The organism is Thermostichus sp. MS-CIW-25, assembly GCF_054060015.1.
In genome coordinates this window covers 160,361-178,885 of sequence record NZ_JBSSCS010000002.1, presented here as the reverse complement: position 1 = coordinate 178,885, position 18,525 = coordinate 160,361, and the positions used below count along the sequence as shown (strand labels likewise).

The following is an 18,525-nucleotide window of genomic DNA, read 5'->3' as shown; positions in this document are numbered from 1 at the left end:
GCTGCAATCGAGAAAGATACGGATTTATCCGGAGCCAGCGCTGGCTAAGGTTTGGAAGCGGTGGCAAGCGGCGTGCCGGTACTGCTACAACCAAGGGATTGCCTATCAGCGTCAGCATGGCACTACTAAAACCCCAGAAAAGCTGCGGAATATTATCCTGCAATCGGACTTGCCGCAGTGGGTGAAGGAAGCCCCCTGCCACATTAAGCAGAACGCCGTCATGGAGGCATGGCAAGCGTTTCGCCAAAGCAAGGAAGCTCGGTTTCGCAGTGTGAGGGATAAGACCCACACCTTGCAGTTCAACAACAGTAATTTCAGTCAGGGCAGGTGGTATCCGAAGCTCACGAAGGGTTTGTCGTTTACGGCGTCAGAAGCGGTGCCGCAAAAGTGTGCCTATGGGACTAAGCTAATGCGGGTGAAAGATAGATGGTATGCCATCTTCCCCGAGCCCGTGAACGAGCAGTGTTCGTTAGCAAGGGGGGTGATCGCACTTGATCCTGGAGTAAGAAGCTTCCTTACAGGGTTTGATGGGGCGGGCTTTGTAGATATCGCCAAGGGAGACTTTGGCAGAATCGTTCGGCTGTGCTACCACCTAGACGATCTGCAATCTAGGCTGAGTAAAGCACCGAGACCCAAGCGTAGGCGAATGCGGCAAGCGGCGTTTTGTCTGCGGGAGAGAATCAGGAACTTGGTGGACGAGTGCCATCGCAAGGTAGCGGCGTTCCTAACGGATAACTACCGATTGATATTCCTCCCCACTTTCGAGTCAGCCAAGATGGTTGCCAAGGCAGGGAGGAAGTTTGGTAGCAAGACAGCAAGGGCGATGCTCACCTGGGCGCACTATCGGTTCAAGCAGTTCCTGAAATTTCAAGCCCAAAAGAAAAACGTGGTTGTCGTGGAAGTATCGGAAGCGTACACCAGCAAAACCTGTACCAAGTGCGGGCACATCCACACCAAGTTGGGTGGCGCAAAGGTGTTCACATGCCCCAAGTGCAGCCATAGGCTACCACGAGATTGGCAAGGCGCTCTGGGCGTCATGCTCAGGGCTTTGCGGGATACCGCCTTTCTGTTCGGCCTCCGGCCCGCTAACGCGGTCGCGTTAGCGTCGCGTAGCGACAACGGAAACGGGCAGAATGCTATCGCTTCACCGTTGAGCAGTAATGCTCAGCAGTGTTCAGCGTAAATGTATCAGTATTGTGGGTGGGGAAGCATTTGCAGAAGGATTGTTGATGAGCTACGACGCGGTGGTGATTGGGGCCGGGCACAACGGGCTGGTGAGCGCTTGCTATTTGGCCAAAGCGGGGCAAAAAGTGCTGGTGCTGGAGCGCTATCACACCGTTGGTGGGGCTGCCATTACAGAAGAAATTCACCCGGGCTTTCGCGTGTCGGTGGCTTCCTATTCCTGTAGTTTGCTGCGACCGGAGATCATTCGCGATCTGCGCCTGCCGGACTATGGCTTTGAGGTCTATGCCAAGCAACCTTCCTATTTCATGCCTTTCCCGGATGGGCAGCACCTCTTTCTGTATGCCGATAACCGCGCCAAGAGCAAAGCGGAAATTGCCAAGTTTTCCCGCAAAGATGCGGAAGCCTACGACCGCTGGGAGGAGTTTTGGGATCGGGTGAACGAGGTGGTGGAGCCAACCTTAATGCAGCCGCCGATTTCACTGGGCCAACTGGCGGATCGCTTTGCAGCCGCCGGGTATGAAGACGATTTCCGCCGCATCATGCTCCTCTCGACCACCGATCTCTTGGATGAGTTCTTCGAGTCGGAGCAAGTCAAGGCGGCGATGGCTCCCCAATCTTTGATCGGCACCTCTGCCGGGCCGATGACTCCGGGTACGCCCTACATCTGGCTGGTCCATGCGGTAGGTCGGGCTATTGGCATGCGTGGGGTCTGGGGCTATGTGCGCGGTGGGATGGGATCCATTACCCAAGCGATGGCCAAGGCAGCTCTGGACTTAGGGGTGGAGATCCGCACGTCTGCTCCAGTGGCGGAGATCTTGATGGAGAGTGGGCAGGCCGCTGGGGTTATCCTCGAATCGGGGGAAACCGTGCGGGCGCGGGCGGTTCTCTCCAATGCCCATCCCCAAATCACCTTTTTGCGACTCTGCTCCTCTTTGCCCCCAGACTTGCGTGACCGGCTAGAACGGCACTACCGCACCTCAGGCCCGGTGTACAAGCTCAACTTGGCCCTGGAGGAACTGCCCCGCTACACGGCGGCCCCTGCTGAAGTGCCCCCAGAAGTGGTCAGTTCCGCCACGGTAGACATTGCTCCCTCGGTGGCCTATCTGGAGCGGGCTTGGGATGACTGCAAGTACGGGATCCCTTCCCGGGATCCGTTTATCGAGATCTACAGCCAATCCCCCACCGACCCGACAATGGCTCCCCCAGGTAAGCACATCCTCTCCTGTTTCTGTCAGTTTGTGCCTTACCAACCCAAAGGGCGAGACTGGAACGATGGCCTGCGGGAAGAATTTGCCGATCTGGTAATCGACAAAATTGCCCAATTTGCCCCCAACATTAAAAACGCCGTGATCGCACGGCAGATGTTGTCGCCCGTGGATCTGGAGGCCCGCTTCGGCCTTGTGGGGGGCAGCATTTTTCACGGGGAAATGACGCCGGATCAAAGCTACAACCTGCGGCCCATCTCCGGCCTGGCCGACTATCGCTCCCCCATCCCCGGCCTTTACCTCTGCGGTTCAGGAGCGCACCCAGGAGGCGGAGTGACCGGGATCCCTGGCCACAACTGCGCACAGGTGGTGCTCAGCGATCTACCCAAGCTCTGACCGACGAAAAGGCCAAGCCAGAGCGGATCCCTGCTCTGGGATCAAACGGGTTGCCTGGGCTACAGCCGCACCTCAGTTCCCTCAAAGAACCCACGGATGATCAAAATGGCCTCTTCTCTAGCTTCAAGGTTGTTAGTAGGGAACTCCTGTTCTATGAACCACTGGCCGGAAATGCGCTCAGCAGAGGTCGTTGAATCGAAGACAAGGTTCAGATTTCCTCTTTGTGTTCCCCCACCAATATCAAGCCGGTTAAACGGCCCTGATAACTGTGCTCCGGCCAAGGTGCGGAAGACGAAATCCCCCGTTGCAGGCACGATGCCCTGCAAAACAACTGGAGCATCCTCGCCTCCTTCCCTTTCAGTTCGTAATGAGAAAAAGTAATCAAAGGCTGTAGGAGCATCTGTAGGAGCATCTGGACGGTCAGGAACCGGCAATTGCGGTATCGGTGTGGGGAAAGGTCGTGGCGGCGGGCTGACCTGGACAAAGTTGAGGACTGTGCTGACGTTGGCTGGGTCAAACTCCGCCTGTACGCGGCCGTTCAACAGGCGCCGGATACGCACCAACTGATTGGGCAAGATGTTGGGCCGAGTCGGATCCGGAGCAAACAGCACCGACTGCGTACCCACCTGGGCAGGACGATAGACAATCTCCGCCTGGTTGGGCCGGAAGTTCAGGCGGGCAAAGAGAGCCAAGGCGTCCTCGGGAGTGCCATCGCCCGCAACCCCCCGCTGCCGCACCACAAAGCTGGCGGAGAAACTACCTGTCTGGAGAATGGCAGATACTCCTTCTGTTGGGTTCACGAAGCTTCCTGCTGGCGGGTTGCCACCTGGGCCAGGATCTTCATAGAGTACCCCCGTGGTGCGGACAATGAGAGAAGAATCTCCCTCTAGGACAACTTGGTTGCCATTCCTATTCACCAAGATTCGGCGCACGGTGAGAGTCAAGACAGTACCTTCCCTGGCGGCTCTAAAGGTTGTGTTCACTCGAATGCGCTGATCATTGGGGTTTGTCGAAATTGCAACCAGCTCGGCGATACTAAATTGCGTAGATAGTCTGCCGTCGTTGGGGCCAAAGGCAATGAGATTCACCAGCGGTGTGGTTCGCCCAATTTGGATGGCCAGGGTGCTGGAGCGAAGAGTTGAGTCAATCGTCAAGTCACTGGCTGGGATCTCGTTCACAGGCAAGATGCGGGCTTCAACATTGGCGATGCGAGCTTCACCGCTGCCTTGGAGGGGGTTGGTGCGCACAGGGATCCCGTTGTCAAACCTCGGATTGACATAGTCCAGCCGCAGGCTGGTGGTCTCCAGCACCGAGCCGGGGGTAAAGCGATACTCTTGGGCCGAGACAAAGGCAGCCGGATCCACCTGGACGGGCCCAGGCAAGGTCGGAGACTCATTAACTTCTCCGCAGCCGCCTAGCAGCAAGACTCCACACAAAACCGCCAACGAGCGACCTTTGAAGTTCATACGGCACTTCCTCACACACCTTAAATCTGGGCAAATCCACACACAAAATGGGGAGAAGGCACCCAACCCCTAACGCTACAGGTAAGCTGGCCGCCCCTGCTCGAGGCTATGATACCCCATATCTAGGGGATGGGCCATTTCCAGAACAATTTCTTGCATTTGCTCTGCCGCTTGCTTGACAACGCTCTAGGATGCAGTAGAACTAACAGCAGGCATCCCCCTTGAAATTGTGCAGATGCATAAGACTTGAGCAAGCTCGGTGGATCCCCGCTGGACGCTGCCTAAGACGTTTGCTGTGGTGTGAGTGAGTGGAGATTTTTCGATGAGACGACGTTTTGGCTCAGCCCTTGGCCGTGGCGGCCTCTCTCTTTGGGCAACCTGTGCTTCGGTTGCGCTAATTACCGGCTGCAGTAGCGAGACCACCAGCGGGGTGCCGCCTCTACTGGCTTCTAGCGGTGCCACGCCTCCTCCTGTGGCCGTTGCCCCCACGATTGCCCCCAATCTCACGCCTATCACCTTCCGCCCAGGGCCGGACTTTGCCCCCATCACCCCGCCGCCGGTTCAACCCGACCTTCCGGATCCGCCTAGTCTAACTGGGGGGTTTAATCTTTCATCAGTGGGATCCGCCTTTGTAACTATCACCTTGAGCGGCTTATTTGCTCCAGGAGTGATCAGGAGCGTAGAGGTTCAGTTTTTTAACATCAGTCGCGGCACGGATATTACCAGCATCTTTTTGCCGACGGCAATTGAGCAGTTTAGAAATACGCTGATAGGCAGAGGCAATAGCTACGACGACCGAAACGGGATCACCCTCGGCTTCACCTTCCCGGCGGATCTAGCCGCCTACAACACCAACGTTGCTGCGGGAGAAAGGGTTTTGGTAATCGTGGTCATTCGAGATTCATTTGGTCAAGCTCTGAGGCTGGAAGCGGACGCCCAAGCCCCCTAAGCTGGAGCTGAGTAAGGCTGTTTGGGTTTGTGCCACGAGAGAGTTGAATGGCAGGAGGATGAGGGAATGAAAACGGGAAAAGTAGCTGGGGTTTTGGCTTGCTTGTGCTTGGGCTTGCTAACAGCTTGTCAACAAACTAAAGAGGGGAATCCAATCAGCTCGCTGCCAGGGCCAATCATCCCTGTGCAAAACCCAAATACGGAACCCGGAGGAACGGGGGTAGGGCTGCCATCCACTCCTCCGATTGGATCTGTTCCCCCAGGTCAACCCAGCCCTCTTGTGCCCCCTCCTGTGTCGGCGCCGACGATCCCTCCCCTGCCCAGCCCGAACCCCTCTCCCAGTATCATTGGCTTGCCCCCAGGCCCCTTGGCTGCCCCGATGTTTACTAAGAGCTTTAATCCTGCTTCAGCAGTGGGTGCCCCTGTAACTGTAACGGTTATCTTCACGATTGTTAATAACTCAGGGATCCAACTGACTGGCCTCAACTTTGCAGACAGCCTGCCTGCAGGGTTAGTTGTTGACACTCCGCCTAACATCACCAATACCTGTGACGGCACACCTGATGCGCCTCCAGGCGGAGCCTCAATTGCCCTGAGCGATGGAAAACTGGCTGCCAATGCAACTTGTGCAGTGACTGTTCAGGTTGTTGCTGGGACTCTAGGCACTTACGTCAATCCCCCTGTAACTCTCACCAGCGCCCAAGCTCCCCCTGCGCAAAGTGGGACTGTAACTCTCGTGGTGGGTCCAACTTTTCCGGTTTTCACTAAAGCATTTCCAGGTACATCTTTTGCAATTAATACTCCTGTACCTTTGACCTTTACCATCACCAACAACACGGCTACCCCTCTGACCGGCCTTGCCTTTACAGACATCTTACCTACTGGGCTCGTTATTGCTAGTCCTCCCTTTTCGACCAATACTTGCGGTGGTGTACTTAACGTGGCTGTGGGTGGAACGTCTATTACTTTCTCGAATGGAACTCTGCCTGTTGGCACTACCTGCACGATTTCAGTGAACGTTATTTCTAGCACAGCAAATACGTACATCAATCCTGCTACCACACTCACCAGCAACGAGGCAGCCCCAGTGATAGCGCCGCCTGTGAGTGTGACCTTCTTCTAGCCCGCGGCTGTGGGTTTGAGGAGAATCCAAAAACACAGGGTTAGGATGCGGCCACCACGCAAGGGATCCGCATCAACCTCAATCAACCTGGCTGATCAAGCCGGCTGCCCAATCCAGGAGGGCGTTCACTGCTTCTAGGTCTTTCGCTTCTGAGTACAGCCGCAGCAAAGGCTCGGTGCCGCTGCCGCGAATCATCACCCAACTGCCGTCGGCAAGGGTAAATTTGTGGCCGTCTTTGTCGAAATGCTTGATCACTTTCTGCCCCAAAATCTCAGCCGGGGGATCCATCTGTAGCCGTTTGAATAACTCAGTTTGTTGATTTTGATCCGCGAGGTGGAGATCGCGGCGCAGGTAAACAGAGGTGAACCCTTCCCGTTCCTGCAAAGCCCGGTAGATGGTGCTGAGATCTTGGCCGGTTTCCGTAACCGCTTCGATGAGATACAGGGCCGAAAGCAGGGCATCCCGCTCGGGAATGTGGCCCAAGTAGCCGATGCCGCCCGATTCTTCCCCGCCCAACAGCACCTGGGTGCTCATCATGCGCTCGGCAATGTACTTGAAGCCCACCGGCATTTCCGTAACCGGTAGGCCGTAGTGCTGTGCAACTTTAACAAACAGCTCAGAGCCGCTGATGGTTTTGACAATCTCGCCCCGTAAGCCGCGTCGCTCCGCCAAGTGGTCGATCAAGATAGGAATGAGGATCTGGGGGCTGAGGAAATGGCCCTGCCCATCCAGGGCGGCAATGCGGTCGGCATCTCCATCAAAGACCAAACCCATTTTCAAGGGGGCGGGATCCGCCGCGATGATCTGAGCAGAAGCCTGCAGGTTTTGCGGCAAGGGCTCGGGGGGAAATCCCCCAAACAAGGGATCCCGATGCGCCTGCAACTCAATGACCTTCTCCCCCAAGAGGCGCTTGAGGCCGCCAGCGCCAGAGCCAAACATGACATCCACCCAAATCTTGGCCGGGGATCCTTTGAGCTTTTCCAGATCCACAAAGCGGCTGAGCTGAGCCAGGTAGCCGGGCCAGGGATCCCAGGTGTGGATGGGGGCCTTGTGGGATCCCAGAGGTTGCAGGTGGCGCATATCCTGCTCGATGGCGGCGGTAACTTCCGGCGGCACGGAGCCACCGAATCCCCCCTTGACCTTAAGGCCGGAATAGTGGGGGGGGTTGTGGCTGGCGGTGATCACCAAAGCGCCGTGGCAGCCCCGCTCCTTGGCACCCCAGCTAAAGGCCGGCGTTGGGGCCACACAGGTGGAGAGGTAAACTGGGATCCCCAGGCGGGCCACCACCTCAGCAACGTGGGCGGCAAAGCGTTCCGAAAGAAAGCGGTTGTCGTAGCCGACCAGGATCCCTTCGCCGGGGTAGGTGCGGGCCAACACTTGGGCGCTGGCCTGGGCTGCAACGGTCAAGTTTTGGAAAGTAAAGGCATCGGCAATCACGGCTCGCCAGCCGTCGGTGCCAAAACGGATCGGGGTATCGGCCATAGTGGTGTTGCGGTGGGTGCTGCCGCTTCAAGTCATAGCACGAGGCGGGAGTTGCGGGGTTCGGTCTGCTCTCAACTCCTATCGAGATGGGATCCCTCTCGCGGGGCCCGCAGAAGCGGCTAGATTGACATACCCCCCTGCCCTCAAGGGCAGGGCTTTACGGCGTTTTTTCGGTAACCTGGAAAGCGTTCCGCTCCTTTGTGCCATGACTCAGCAACTGACTCTCGACGGACTGGGATTTGGCTCGGGTGGGGGATCCCGTCTGGGTCGGGTGATTGTAACCGATTTGCAGGGGGAGATGCAGCGCTCCTACCTGGAATACGCCATGAGCGTGATCGTGGGGCGGGCCTTGCCGGATGTGCGGGATGGCCTCAAGCCGGTACACCGCCGCATCCTCTACGCCATGCACGAGCTGGGCCTGACGCCGGATCGCCCCTACCGCAAATGCGCACGGGTGGTGGGGGATGTGCTGGGGAAATATCACCCCCACGGGGATCAGGCAGTTTATGACGCGCTGGTGCGCATGGCACAAGACTTTTCCAGCCGCTATCCCCTGGTGGCGGGACACGGCAACTTCGGCTCTGTGGATGATGACCCGCCAGCGGCTATGCGCTACACGGAGTGCCGGCTGGCGGAGCTGAGCCACACAGCGCTTCTGGAGCAGGTGTCGGAAGAGATCGTCGATTTCATGCCCAATTTCGACGGATCCCAGGCGGAGCCCACCGTTCTCCCGGCCCGCTTGCCCATTTTGCTGCTCAACGGCTCTTCCGGCATTGCCGTGGGCATGGCCACCAATATCCCACCCCACAACCTGGGGGAAGTGGTGGATGGCCTGTTGGCTTTGATCGACCATCCCGACCTCAGCCCTGAGGAACTGTTGCGGTGGATCCCAGGGCCGGATTTTCCCACCGGCGGCCAAATCTTAGACACCCAAGGGATCCGCGAAGCCTACCTCACCGGGCGCGGTTCCATCACCCTGCGGGGGGTAGCCCGATTTGAGGAGATCCAGCCGGGCAAAGGACGCCACCGGCGGCCTGCTCTGGTGATCACTGAATTTCCCTACCAGGTGAACAAAGCCGCTTGGATCGAGAAGGTGGCGGAGTTGGCCAGCCAGGGCCGCCTCAGCGACATTGCCGATCTGCGGGATGAGTCGGATCGCAGCGGCATTCGCGTGGTGGTGGAGCTCAAGCGAGAAGCCAACCCGCAGGCGGTTTTGCAGCAGTTGTACAAGCTCACCCCTTTGCAAAGCAACTTTGGAGCCATCCTGCTGGCTTTGGTGAACGGGGAACCGCGGCAGCTCAGCCTCAAGGACATCCTGCAACACTTCTTGCAATTTCGCGAGGCCACCCTCAACCGGATGTTCCGTGCCGAGTTGCAGCAGGTGCAGCGCAAGGCGGAAGAGGTGGCAGGAATGTTGCTGGCGTTGGCGGATCTGCAGGGGGTGATCGAGCTGCTGCGGCAAGCGCCCGATGGCACCACGGCCAAAGCCCAATTGCAAACTCGCCTGGGCTGTACCCCCCAGCAGGCAGAGACGATTTTGGCCATGCCTCTGCGTCGCCTGACGGGATTGGAGCGGGAACGGCTGCACCAGGAACACGCCCAGTTGCAGACCCGCATCGAAGAACTGCAGGGGCTCCTCAGCGACCGCCGCAAGCTCTTGAATCATTTGAAAAAAGAGCTGCGCCACTTGAAGAAAACCTTCGGGGATCCCCGGCGCACCCAGATCCTCTCGGCCTCGGAGCTGGAAGCGGAAGTGGCCCAAATCCCCAGCGGCGAAGAGACGGAAGAGACCCACTTCTTGCTGCAATTCACCCGCAAGGGCTATGTGCGCCGCCTGCCTCTGCCTAGCCGTCGCTCCCGCAGCAACCCGGCGCAACGGGAACTGGGGGAAGATGTGCTGGTCGGCCTGGAATGCGTCACGCTGGAGCAGGAAATCTTGGTGCTCACCGCTGGCGGCAAGGCTTTTACCGTGCCCATCGCAGGGATCCCCCTCAGCACTGGGTCCTCACGGGGGGTGCCTCTGGTTACCCTTCTCCCCAACCCCGAGCCGATGGTTGCCACCTTCACGTTGGCTCCGGATCCGGGCAAGGCAAGTTTGGTGGTGCTCAGCCGGCAGGGGCGGATCAAGCGGCTGGCCCTGGCAGAGTTGATGGGCCTTACCCAACGGGGATCCACCGTCCTCAAACTAAAGGAGGGAGATGAGCTGGGCTGGGCAGCCCTTTGGGATCCCGGCTGCCAAGGCTACAGCGTTGTTCTGGCCACCTCTGGCGGGCGGGTGCTGCGGTTGGATGTCCAACAGATTCCCCTGATGGGTCGGGCGGCTATGGGATCGCCGGCCCTGCGTTTGGGGCGCGCCGAGCGAATAGTTGGTATGGCGCTGCTGCCCCCGCAAGGGATCCTGGTTCTGGCCAGCCGGTCGGGCTATCTGAAGCGCTTGTCTCTGGAGGAGATCCCCATCTTGGAGCGGAGTCCGGTGGGCGCGCCGGCCTTTCACTTCTCCGACCGAGGGGATGTGCTGGTGGGCTTGGTGGGTCTCCCCCCCGAGCTGGAGAGGCCTTCCCATCTGCAACTGGATGTGCTCACGGAGTCTGAACGGATGTACTCCTTCTCCCCTGCTGACATCCCGCTGCAAAGCCGATCCGGGGACGGATCCCTCCTGGTCAAAGGGGAGCGGGTCAGGGAGTTGCGCCTGTTTTGTCCACAGTGGCTGCCGGAAGGCGATGTGGGATAGCTCTTGGGGGAGCAGAAGATCCCTAGGACGGAGAGCCTTCCCCAGGCGAGGCCGAATCGGTCGGCGGGGAGCCGGGATCCGTCTCCGGCACTTCGGGATGGCGAACGGGCTTGGGTAGGGTGCCACCTGACCTGATAACCAAACAGCGCACGGTTTGGTACAGCTCCTCCAGCAAGATGCTGATGGCAGAGCGGAAGTCTCGGTGGTCATCTCGCATTTGCTCCAGCATGGCGCGGATGACTTCCTGACAATCCTTCAGGATGTGCTGCTGCTGGGCAACAATCTGCACCAGTTCACTTTGTTCCTTGAGCAACTCCCGCAGACAGGAGCGCAGCTCGTCCACCTGGTTCTGCCAAAGAGCCTGTCCTTCCCGCAGCTCCATTACGCTGGTGCGCAAATCGGCGGTCGAGTCTCTCAGGGCTTCGCTGTGGCGGCGCTCGGCTTCCAGTTGCTTTTGCTGCTCCTGCTGCTGTTGGCGCAACTCAGAATTGGCCCGCAAGTTGGCTTCCGCTGCCCTGAGCAATTGAGCCAATCGAACCTCAGTAACAACCCAACGCTCTTCCGGCGACAGAGATCGACCTCGGCCAATTCGTCTGCAGAAGTACTTCACAGTCGCTGCACCCTATACACAACTCTCTACTTTAAATCAATCAAAGCACCATAGGACTTCAGCCCAAGCAGAGACCTGTCTATCGGGCTTTGTCCCGGCTGTTTTCTGGGTTTACCCAATGTAGCCATGATAGCGGATGCCGAATCCAGAAGTTCGGAAGACGGAGCTGCCCCTCTCCAGGGATCCCAGTCGTTCTTCTAGGATGGTGGAGAGTTTGGATCAAAGAAACCATGCCTTCACTTGCCAATCAGGTGGTGCTGATTACCGGCGCCTCTGCTGGAATTGGGGAAGCCGTCGCTCTGGAGGCGGCCAAACGCGGGGCTCGCTTGGTGCTGGCGGCCCGCCGGGAAGGGCTGCTGCGAAACGTCAAAGACTTGGTGGAGAGTCGGGGAGCGGAGGCGCTGGTGGTGCCCACCGACATGGCCGATACGGCCCAGGTGGAGGCGCTGGCCCAAAAGGCTCTGGATCACTTTGGCCGGGTGGATATCCTGGTGAACAACGCCGGCTATGGCCAGATGGGGCCGGTGGAAGAGGTGGATGTGGCGGCCATGCGGCGCCAGTTTGAGGTGAATGTGTTTGGCCTGCATGCTCTCACCCGTGCCCTCTTGCCCCAAATGCGGGAACGGGGCAGTGGCCGCATCCTCAACCTCAGCTCGGTGGCCGGCCAGCTGTCCATGCCCTTCAGTGGCGTTTACAGCGCCACCAAGTTTGCTGTGGAGGCCCTCAGCGATGCGTTGCGGGTGGAGGTGGCCCCCTTCGGCATCAAGGTTATCTTGATCGAGCCGGGGCCGGTGGCCACCGAGTTTGGCCGCGTGGCGGAAGAAACCTTTGCCGCTGTTGTCAACCCCAACGGCCCCTACAAGGCGATCTTGGACAAGACCGCCGATCTGGCCAGCTCGTTCAGCAAAATGGCCTGGCCGGTGGAGAAGGTGGTGGAGCCGATCCTGAGGGCGATGACCGATCCTCACCCTTCCGACCGCTACACTGCTTTCACAGGGGGCAAGGTGGCGTTGGGGCTGATGCGGCTGCTGCCGGCCTCTCTGGCCGACTCTATGTGGCGGCGCGTCTATGGGCTGGATGGTCTGGGATCCCCCGGCTCGGCCTAACTGCAGGCTGGTGGCGGGCATCGGATGGGGCAGGGATCCCTCAGGAGCTCATCCTTGCGGGGGTAGGGTTGTGCCTTCCAGGAGGGACAGGTTAAGTTTGTTAAAGGACTTTTAATAACCGAGCGTTCTCTTCCCTATGAACAAGCCTCTATCTCCCCAGCGCTGGCTGATCGCCCTCCTGCTGGGCTTTTGTCTCTGGCAGGGATCCGGCCTGGTGCTGCAGCCTGCACCCGCCCATGCAGCTTTGGCCTCGGCCCTCACCTACGATCGCTTTTTGCGCTACGTCGAGGAGGGGCGGGTTACGGATGTGCGCCTCACGGACAACAATCTGGTAGCTGAAGTTACGGCTGTGGATCCCCAGACCCAGCATTCCACCCGCTACCGAGTGAACCTGCTGCCCAACACCGTACCGCAACTGGTGAACCGCCTCACCGAGCAGGGGATCGAAGTGGCAGTGGTACCCACCCGCAATGGCAGCGCCTTTTGGGCGCTTCTGGGCAACCTGGTGATCCCGCTGTTGCTGTTGGGGGGGTTGTTCTTTTTCCTGCGGCGTGCCGGTGCTGGAGCGGGCGGCCCTGGGCAGGCAATGAACTTCGGCAAATCGCGGGCCCGCTTTCAGATGGAAGCCAAAACCGGCGTTAAGTTCGACGATGTGGCCGGCATCGAAGAGGCCAAAGAAGAATTGCAAGAGGTGGTCACCTTCCTGAAGAAGCCGGAGCGCTTCACAGCGGTGGGGGCCAAGATCCCCAAGGGTGTGTTGTTGGTGGGGCCGCCGGGGACGGGCAAAACCCTTCTGGCCAAGGCCATTGCCGGCGAGGCAGGAGTGCCTTTCTTTAGCCTGTCCGGCTCTGAGTTTGTGGAAATGTTTGTCGGGGTGGGTGCCTCTCGCGTACGGGATCTCTTCAAGAAGGCCAAGGAGAATGCGCCCTGCATCGTCTTCATCGACGAGATTGACGCGGTGGGCCGGCAGCGGGGGGCCGGCATTGGCGGGGGCAACGACGAACGCGAGCAAACCCTGAACCAGTTGCTCACCGAGATGGACGGCTTTGAGGGCAACACCGGCATTATCGTGATTGCCGCCACCAACCGCCCTGATGTGTTGGATGCGGCTCTCTTGCGTCCGGGCCGCTTCGACCGCCAGGTTACGGTGGATCGGCCCAGTTTCAAGGGGCGCTACGAGATCTTGCGGGTGCATGCCCGCAACAAGAAGCTGGCGGAAGAGGTCAGCCTGGAGGCGATTGCCCGCCGTACCCCTGGCTTTGCCGGTGCGGATCTGGCCAACCTGCTCAATGAAGCGGCCATTTTGGCGGCCCGCCGTCAGCGCATGGCCATCACCAACCAAGACATTGAGGACGCCATTGACCGCATCACCATTGGCCTGACCAAGCCGCCGCTTCTGGACGGCAAGAGCAAGCGCCTGATCGCCTACCACGAGTGTGGCCATGCCCTGTTGATGACACTTTTGCCCCACGCGGATCCCTTGAACAAGGTGACCATCATCCCCCGTTCCGGCGGCGCAGGTGGCTTTGCCCAGCAACTGCCCAACGAGGAGCAGATCGACTCCGGCATGTACAGCCGCGCTTGGCTGCTGGATCGGGTGGTGGTGGGCTTTGGCGGTCGGGCGGCTGAAGAGATCGTCTTCGGCTACTCCGAAGTGACCACCGGAGCCAGCAACGACCTACAGCAGAACACGAATCTGGTGCGGCAGATGGTGACCCGCTTTGGCATGTCCGAGCTGGGGCCCTTGATGTTGGATCCCCCCAACAACGAGGTATTCTTGGGCGGCGGCTGGATGAACCGCGTCGAGTACTCGGAGGATGTGGCCGCCAAGATCGACCGCCAGGTGCGGCAGATCCTGGAGAGCTGTTACCAGAAAGCCAAGCAGATTTTGCTGGAGCACCGCCCTCTGCTGGATCGATTGGCCGATACCTTGGTGGAACGGGAAACCCTGGATGGCGACGAATTCCGGGCGATTGTCTCAGAGTATGTGCCCATCCCGGAGAAGGTCGGCCTGCCCAGTCCACTTGCGGAAGCGGGACGGAGTCCAAAGCTGGTCTAAGGGATCCCATCTCCATCGCCGGATAGACGACTTGGGAGGGTGGTTGTTGGGGCTGGATCCCGGCAACTGCCCTTTTTTTAGCGGGTTTTCTGTTGCGTCGGGTTATCTCATGCGCTCTTCTCTCTCTGCTTTGCCGGTTCACCTTTATCGCTGCCTGAGCTGCGGTCGGGAAGGGTTGACCCAATCACCAGGGCGGGAACAGGGATCCGTGGCAGATCGGGTTTATTGTCCCAGTTGTGGCCAAATTTACCCCATCACCGCTTCTGGGGCTGTGGATTTTATCGGCAGCTCATCGGACCTGCATCTCACGCCGGCCCAAGCCATTGCCCATCTGCCTGGGTTTGCCTGGGGCTACGATCGCCTCTGGCGGCCCTGGGCCCTGTCGCTGCTGACGGGGGAGAGCTTTGGCAGCGAGCGGGAGGGTCAACTGCTGGCCGAGTTGGTGGGGGAGGGGGATCCCATCTTGGATTTGGGCACTGCCGGGGGGTACTGGAGCCGCTTGCTCCTGGCCAAGGATCCACAACGGACGGTGATCGGCCTGGACAATGCAGCAGGAGTATTGGCGGAAGCCGCTCAACAAGCGCAGCCCCACTGGCAGCACTACAGCCTGATGCGGGCTCGGGCTGAACAGCTTCCCCTCGCCTCTGGAACTTTTGGGGCGGTGATCAGCGGGGCCACCTTGAACGAATTGCCTTTGGATCCCTGTTTGCGGGAAATTGCCCGTGTGTTGAGACCGGGAGGAGCCTTTGTCTCGATGCACAGCCAGCAGGTCCAGGGATGGGGGCAGATGGTGCAGCAATGGCTGGAAGCCACCGGCCTTCATTTTTTCTCAGAAACCCAGTTGCGCGAGCACCTTCAACAGGTGGGGCTGCAGTTGGAGCGTTATCTCAGCTTGGGTTGGGTGGCCTTTGTGCGGGCGGTGCGCCTCTGATCTTGGCCGGGTTAAGTTGTGCAGTGGCCATCGAGTCGATGTCGGAGCCATTACCCCAATCCAAGTCATGCCGATCCCTGGCTCCCCTCTTCCACCAAGAGAGAGACTAGGAGTGAGGGCGCACTCTATGGGATCCACTCCAGCCCAACGCCAAAGCTAAACTCCCGATCCAAGGTCGAGTTGCGCAGGCTATAGCGAGCAGAAAGACGAAAAGAAGGGCTAATGGCATAGGCAGCGGTGATCTCCGCCAGGGTGGCCTGTCCTTCTTCCGGCTCCTGGGGGGCAACCCAACTGTAGCTACCGGTCAAATCTGCAGCTCCGGGAGCCAAGGCCAAAACGGCAAAAGCCCCATAGCTAACTCCGCTGAGGCTGCGGTTTTTTTGTTCCAAAGCCCGATACCCCAGTTGTGGCGCCAGATTAAAAGGGGATCCCAGGGGGGCCAGAAAGTAGCGCATCTCCGACCCGTACTGGCGCACTTCGGGATGTTCGGAAGATTGGCGATAGTCACCACTGAGGGTGAGGCGATCTCCCAGGCGCAAATCCTGCAGGCTGATTCGCCAGTGCGAAGAGGACTCAAAGCCGGCCTGCAAGCGGGTGGGCAAGACGGGCGTGTTGCGGATTTCTTCCAGGAGATTGGGCGGGTTTTGCAGCCAGCGGCGCAACACGGGGCTGTCTTCTAAAATTCGGTCATCCAAGCCCAAATCCAAAGCGGCTGAGAGGGTGGCCGGCACCGGATCTGGAATAGGGGCTTGCTGGGAATTGGCCCAAACCGGCCGCTCAGGCACCAGTCCAGCCCAGAGGAGCAGCATACCCAGGCGAAGCCCTTTGCCAGACTGTCTCACCACCTGCAACCCCATGCATCGCGTCCCTACTGTAGCTGCTTTCCGAGAGATTCTCCACGCAGACGGGCAGAGCCAAAGGGCGGCAACAACACCTCAAAGACGGCTCAACGACAACAGAAAGCCTAGCTGTTCCGGCTGTTGGCAACCACCCGCAAGCGCTCGACCAATTTTTGCAGTTGCCGTTCAAACTGCAGACTTTCCCGCTGTAGCTGACTGACTTTCTCACAGCTATAGAGAACGGTGGTGTGATCTTTTCCCCCAAAGTAATCGCCAATTTTGGGCAAGCTGAGGTTGGTGTAGTGGCGCATCAAAAACATGGCAATTTGCCGTGCTTGGCTGATGTCACGCTTGCGGGAGGATCCCAGTAAACTTTCTCGGTCGATGCCGAATTCTTCACAGACCACATCGGTAATCATGTCGGCGGTGATCTCTTTCGGCTCGCTGGGGGGATTGAGGATGGGCTGAATCGTCTCCACGCTCATCGGCAAGCCGGAAATGGAAACATAGGCGACGGCGCGGATCAGGGCGCCTTCCAGCTCGCGGATGTTGCTGGTGTAGGTGGTGGCAATGTACTCGATCACGTCGGCGGGCAAGTTCATTCCCTCGTACTCGGCTTTCTTCTTGAGAATGGCCATGCGGGTTTCGATATCGGGCGATTGAATTTCCGCAATCAAACCCATGGAGAAACGAGAACAAAGCCGCTCCTGCAGACGCGGGATCAGATGAGGAGAGCGGTCGGCGGCCAGTACGATCTGTTTGCCGGACTCGTGCAGCGTATTAAAGGTGTGAAAAAACTCCTCTTGGGTGTACTCTTTGCCTTCGATAAATTGAACGTCATCCACCAATAAAATATCCACATCCCGATAGTGCTCCCGGAAAGACTGCATGCTGTCTCGCCGGATGGCATCGATTAAATCGTTGGTAAACCGTTCGGTGGACACGTAGAAGACCTTGGCGCGTGAATTGGCCTCCAGTTGGTAGTGGCCAATGGCCTGCATCAGGTGGGTTTTGCCCAGACCCACCCCACCGCAGAGAAACAGGGGGTTGTAGGCGCGCCCAGGCTTGTCGGCCACAGCCAGAGCTGCAGCGTGAGCCATGCGGTTGTTGGGGCCAACCACAAACCGCGAGAAGGAATACTTGGGGTTGAGATCCGGCGCCCGCATGGGCAGGCTGCCGCCGACTTCCAGTCCTAGGGTGGTGGAGGCAGGTAAGCTGCCGGCTCTGCCCGATGTTGGGGAAATCGCCCTTGAAGGGGGTTCTGCCTCGACAGAAGCGTGGGGGGAAACGGAAAACTCCACCTGCAAAGGGATCCCGGCTACCCGCTGCACCACCTCGGTGATGGTGGAAGCGTAGTGCTTTTGCAGCCAGCCCCGTGCCCATTCGCTGGGGGTACAGATGGTGAGGCGGTTGTCCACCAACGATTCAGCCCGCGCCGTTTTGATCCAAGCCTCGAAGGTTGGACGGCTGAGCTGCACCTGCAGATGACACAGGGCTTCATCCCAGAGCTGATCCAGGGAAATATCCACACCACACACTCAGAGCGACACAGCAGAAGCCCAGAGGAAACAGCGGCGGCTTCCTCGACAGGAGCTTCGGGATTCCCAATTTAACTGCTCGGCGCGGGGTGGCCAATCTAGCAATTTTCCATTGAGTCTGCTAAGATTAACCACCTGTGATCAGTTGCCAGCAGGCTGAATGGCAGTCTGGTCAGCTCTGGCAGATGATCTTGGCTTCATTGGTTGGCTTCTCACCATGACTCAGCGTACCCTTCGTGGCACCAATCGCAGACGCATTCGCGTCTCTGGGTTTCGGGCCAGAATGCGAACTGCAACCGGGCGGCAGGTCTTGCGGCGACGGCGGGCCAAGGGGCGTTATCGCCTGGCGGTTTCCTAAGCCCTTTGGTTGGATATTGGATCCTAATCTGGGATTTTTGGAGCGTTGCAGCCCAAAACTCGCTGACTTCTGGGGCAGACTCTCCTCGGTGCCCAATGTTGCCGGCTCCTCATCGATTGCGGGATCGACGAGCTTTTCAGGCGCTCTACCAGGGAGGCCAACGTCGTTCCGGTGCAGGCTTGACCCTGCTGTTTCAGCCGATGCCCGCAGGGTGCGAAGGGATCCCCAGCCAGGTGGGACTGGTGATCGGCAGAAAGGTGAGCAAATCTGCCGTAAAGCGGAATCGGCTGCGCCGCCAGTTGCGAGAAATCTTGCGCCCCCTGTGCCCAAACCTGAAACCCGGCTACCGGCTGCTGTTCATCTCCAAGGCAAACCTGCTGACCTACCGATGGCCGGAGCTGAGGGCAGAGGTGCATCGTCTTTTACAAAAGGCCGATCTGCTCGTCGGCACAGATGTAGACTCAACAGGTGCAGACTCAGATGCCAAGCCGTCCTAAGAAACTTGAGCTGCACAGGTTTTTGCTACCCATGCTAGCCTGTTGCCATCA

The 18,525-nt window shown here is 58.9% G+C and carries 15 protein-coding genes; 10 read left to right on the top strand and 5 right to left on the bottom strand.

The features are described 5' to 3' along the window. Together ACVWZ1_RS01710 and ACVWZ1_RS01705 are read left to right on the top strand one after the other, a co-directional pair. A partial coding sequence (locus ACVWZ1_RS01710; RefSeq protein WP_457502368.1) for an RNA-guided endonuclease InsQ/TnpB family protein occupies window positions 1-1,183 on the top strand: 1,183 nt, incomplete at its 5' end. Window positions 1,184-1,229: 46 nt separating this feature from the next. Then, complete coding sequence (locus tag ACVWZ1_RS01705; protein WP_457502367.1) at window positions 1,230-2,786, top strand: phytoene desaturase family protein; 1,557 nt, start codon at window positions 1,230-1,232, stop codon at window positions 2,784-2,786. A gap of 59 nt (window positions 2,787-2,845) precedes the next feature. Here the strand turns inward: ACVWZ1_RS01705 and ACVWZ1_RS01700 are convergent, their stop codons facing one another. Continuing rightward, on the bottom strand, window positions 2,846-4,252 hold the full coding sequence (locus ACVWZ1_RS01700; protein WP_457502366.1) for a hypothetical protein: 1,407 nt from the start codon (window positions 4,250-4,252) through the stop codon (window positions 2,846-2,848). A 322-nt stretch (window positions 4,253-4,574) separates the two neighbouring features. Here ACVWZ1_RS01700 and ACVWZ1_RS01695 point away from each other — a divergent pair, with 322 nt between their 5' ends. Together ACVWZ1_RS01695 and ACVWZ1_RS01690 are read left to right on the top strand one after the other, a co-directional pair. Next, complete coding sequence (locus ACVWZ1_RS01695; protein WP_457502365.1) at window positions 4,575-5,201, top strand: hypothetical protein; 627 nt, start codon at window positions 4,575-4,577, stop codon at window positions 5,199-5,201. A 378-nt stretch (window positions 5,202-5,579) separates the two neighbouring features. After that, on the top strand, window positions 5,580-6,323 hold the full coding sequence (locus tag ACVWZ1_RS01690) for a DUF7933 domain-containing protein (protein ID WP_457502364.1): 744 nt from the start codon (window positions 5,580-5,582) through the stop codon (window positions 6,321-6,323). A 78-nt stretch (window positions 6,324-6,401) separates the two neighbouring features. On the opposite strand, the gene ACVWZ1_RS01685 is transcribed toward ACVWZ1_RS01690, so the two are convergent. Beyond that, window positions 6,402-7,805 carry a phosphoglucomutase/phosphomannomutase family protein gene (locus tag ACVWZ1_RS01685; protein WP_457502363.1) on the bottom strand — a complete coding sequence of 468 codons (1,404 nt, stop codon included), beginning with the start codon at window positions 7,803-7,805 and terminating at the stop codon, window positions 6,402-6,404. A 205-nt stretch (window positions 7,806-8,010) separates the two neighbouring features. Here ACVWZ1_RS01685 and ACVWZ1_RS01680 point away from each other — a divergent pair, with 205 nt between their 5' ends. Beyond that, window positions 8,011-10,536, top strand: a complete 2,526-nt coding sequence (locus ACVWZ1_RS01680; protein ID WP_457502362.1) for a DNA gyrase/topoisomerase IV subunit A — start codon at window positions 8,011-8,013, stop codon at window positions 10,534-10,536. A 22-nt stretch (window positions 10,537-10,558) separates the two neighbouring features. Here the strand turns inward: ACVWZ1_RS01680 and ACVWZ1_RS01675 are convergent, their stop codons facing one another. After that, complete coding sequence (locus ACVWZ1_RS01675; protein WP_457502361.1) at window positions 10,559-11,146, bottom strand: hypothetical protein; 588 nt, start codon at window positions 11,144-11,146, stop codon at window positions 10,559-10,561. A gap of 230 nt (window positions 11,147-11,376) precedes the next feature. Here ACVWZ1_RS01675 and ACVWZ1_RS01670 point away from each other — a divergent pair, with 230 nt between their 5' ends. The 3 genes from ACVWZ1_RS01670 (at window position 11,377) to ACVWZ1_RS01660 (ending at window position 15,242) form a co-directional block, all read left to right on the top strand. Next, window positions 11,377-12,252 (top strand): SDR family NAD(P)-dependent oxidoreductase, encoded by an 876-nt coding sequence (locus tag ACVWZ1_RS01670; protein ID WP_457489920.1) that lies wholly within the window; start codon window positions 11,377-11,379, stop codon window positions 12,250-12,252. Window positions 12,253-12,388: 136 nt separating this feature from the next. Next, on the top strand, window positions 12,389-14,311 hold the full coding sequence (gene ftsH / locus ACVWZ1_RS01665; protein ID WP_457502360.1) for an ATP-dependent zinc metalloprotease FtsH: 1,923 nt from the start codon (window positions 12,389-12,391) through the stop codon (window positions 14,309-14,311). Window positions 14,312-14,420: 109 nt separating this feature from the next. Further along, the gene (locus ACVWZ1_RS01660) at window positions 14,421-15,242 is read left to right on the top strand and encodes a class I SAM-dependent methyltransferase (protein WP_457502359.1); all 822 of its coding nucleotides are present in this window, start codon (window positions 14,421-14,423) and stop codon (window positions 15,240-15,242) included. Window positions 15,243-15,367: 125 nt separating this feature from the next. On the opposite strand, the gene ACVWZ1_RS01655 is transcribed toward ACVWZ1_RS01660, so the two are convergent. Both ACVWZ1_RS01655 and dnaA read right to left on the bottom strand, forming a co-directional pair. Further along, on the bottom strand, window positions 15,368-16,087 hold the full coding sequence (locus tag ACVWZ1_RS01655; protein WP_414350058.1) for a hypothetical protein: 720 nt from the start codon (window positions 16,085-16,087) through the stop codon (window positions 15,368-15,370). A gap of 119 nt (window positions 16,088-16,206) precedes the next feature. Beyond that, window positions 16,207-17,610 (bottom strand): chromosomal replication initiator protein DnaA, encoded by a 1,404-nt coding sequence (dnaA, locus tag ACVWZ1_RS01650; protein ID WP_457465398.1) that lies wholly within the window; start codon window positions 17,608-17,610, stop codon window positions 16,207-16,209. Between the two features lie 226 nt (window positions 17,611-17,836). On the opposite strand from dnaA, the gene rpmH reads away from it, so the two are divergent. Both rpmH and rnpA read left to right on the top strand, forming a co-directional pair. Then, window positions 17,837-17,977, top strand: a complete 141-nt coding sequence (rpmH, locus tag ACVWZ1_RS01645; RefSeq protein WP_011434477.1) for a 50S ribosomal protein L34 — start codon at window positions 17,837-17,839, stop codon at window positions 17,975-17,977. Window positions 17,978-18,072: 95 nt separating this feature from the next. Further along, complete coding sequence (gene rnpA / locus ACVWZ1_RS01640; protein WP_414355543.1) at window positions 18,073-18,474, top strand: ribonuclease P protein component; 402 nt, start codon at window positions 18,073-18,075, stop codon at window positions 18,472-18,474. Window positions 18,475-18,525 lie beyond the last annotated feature (51 nt).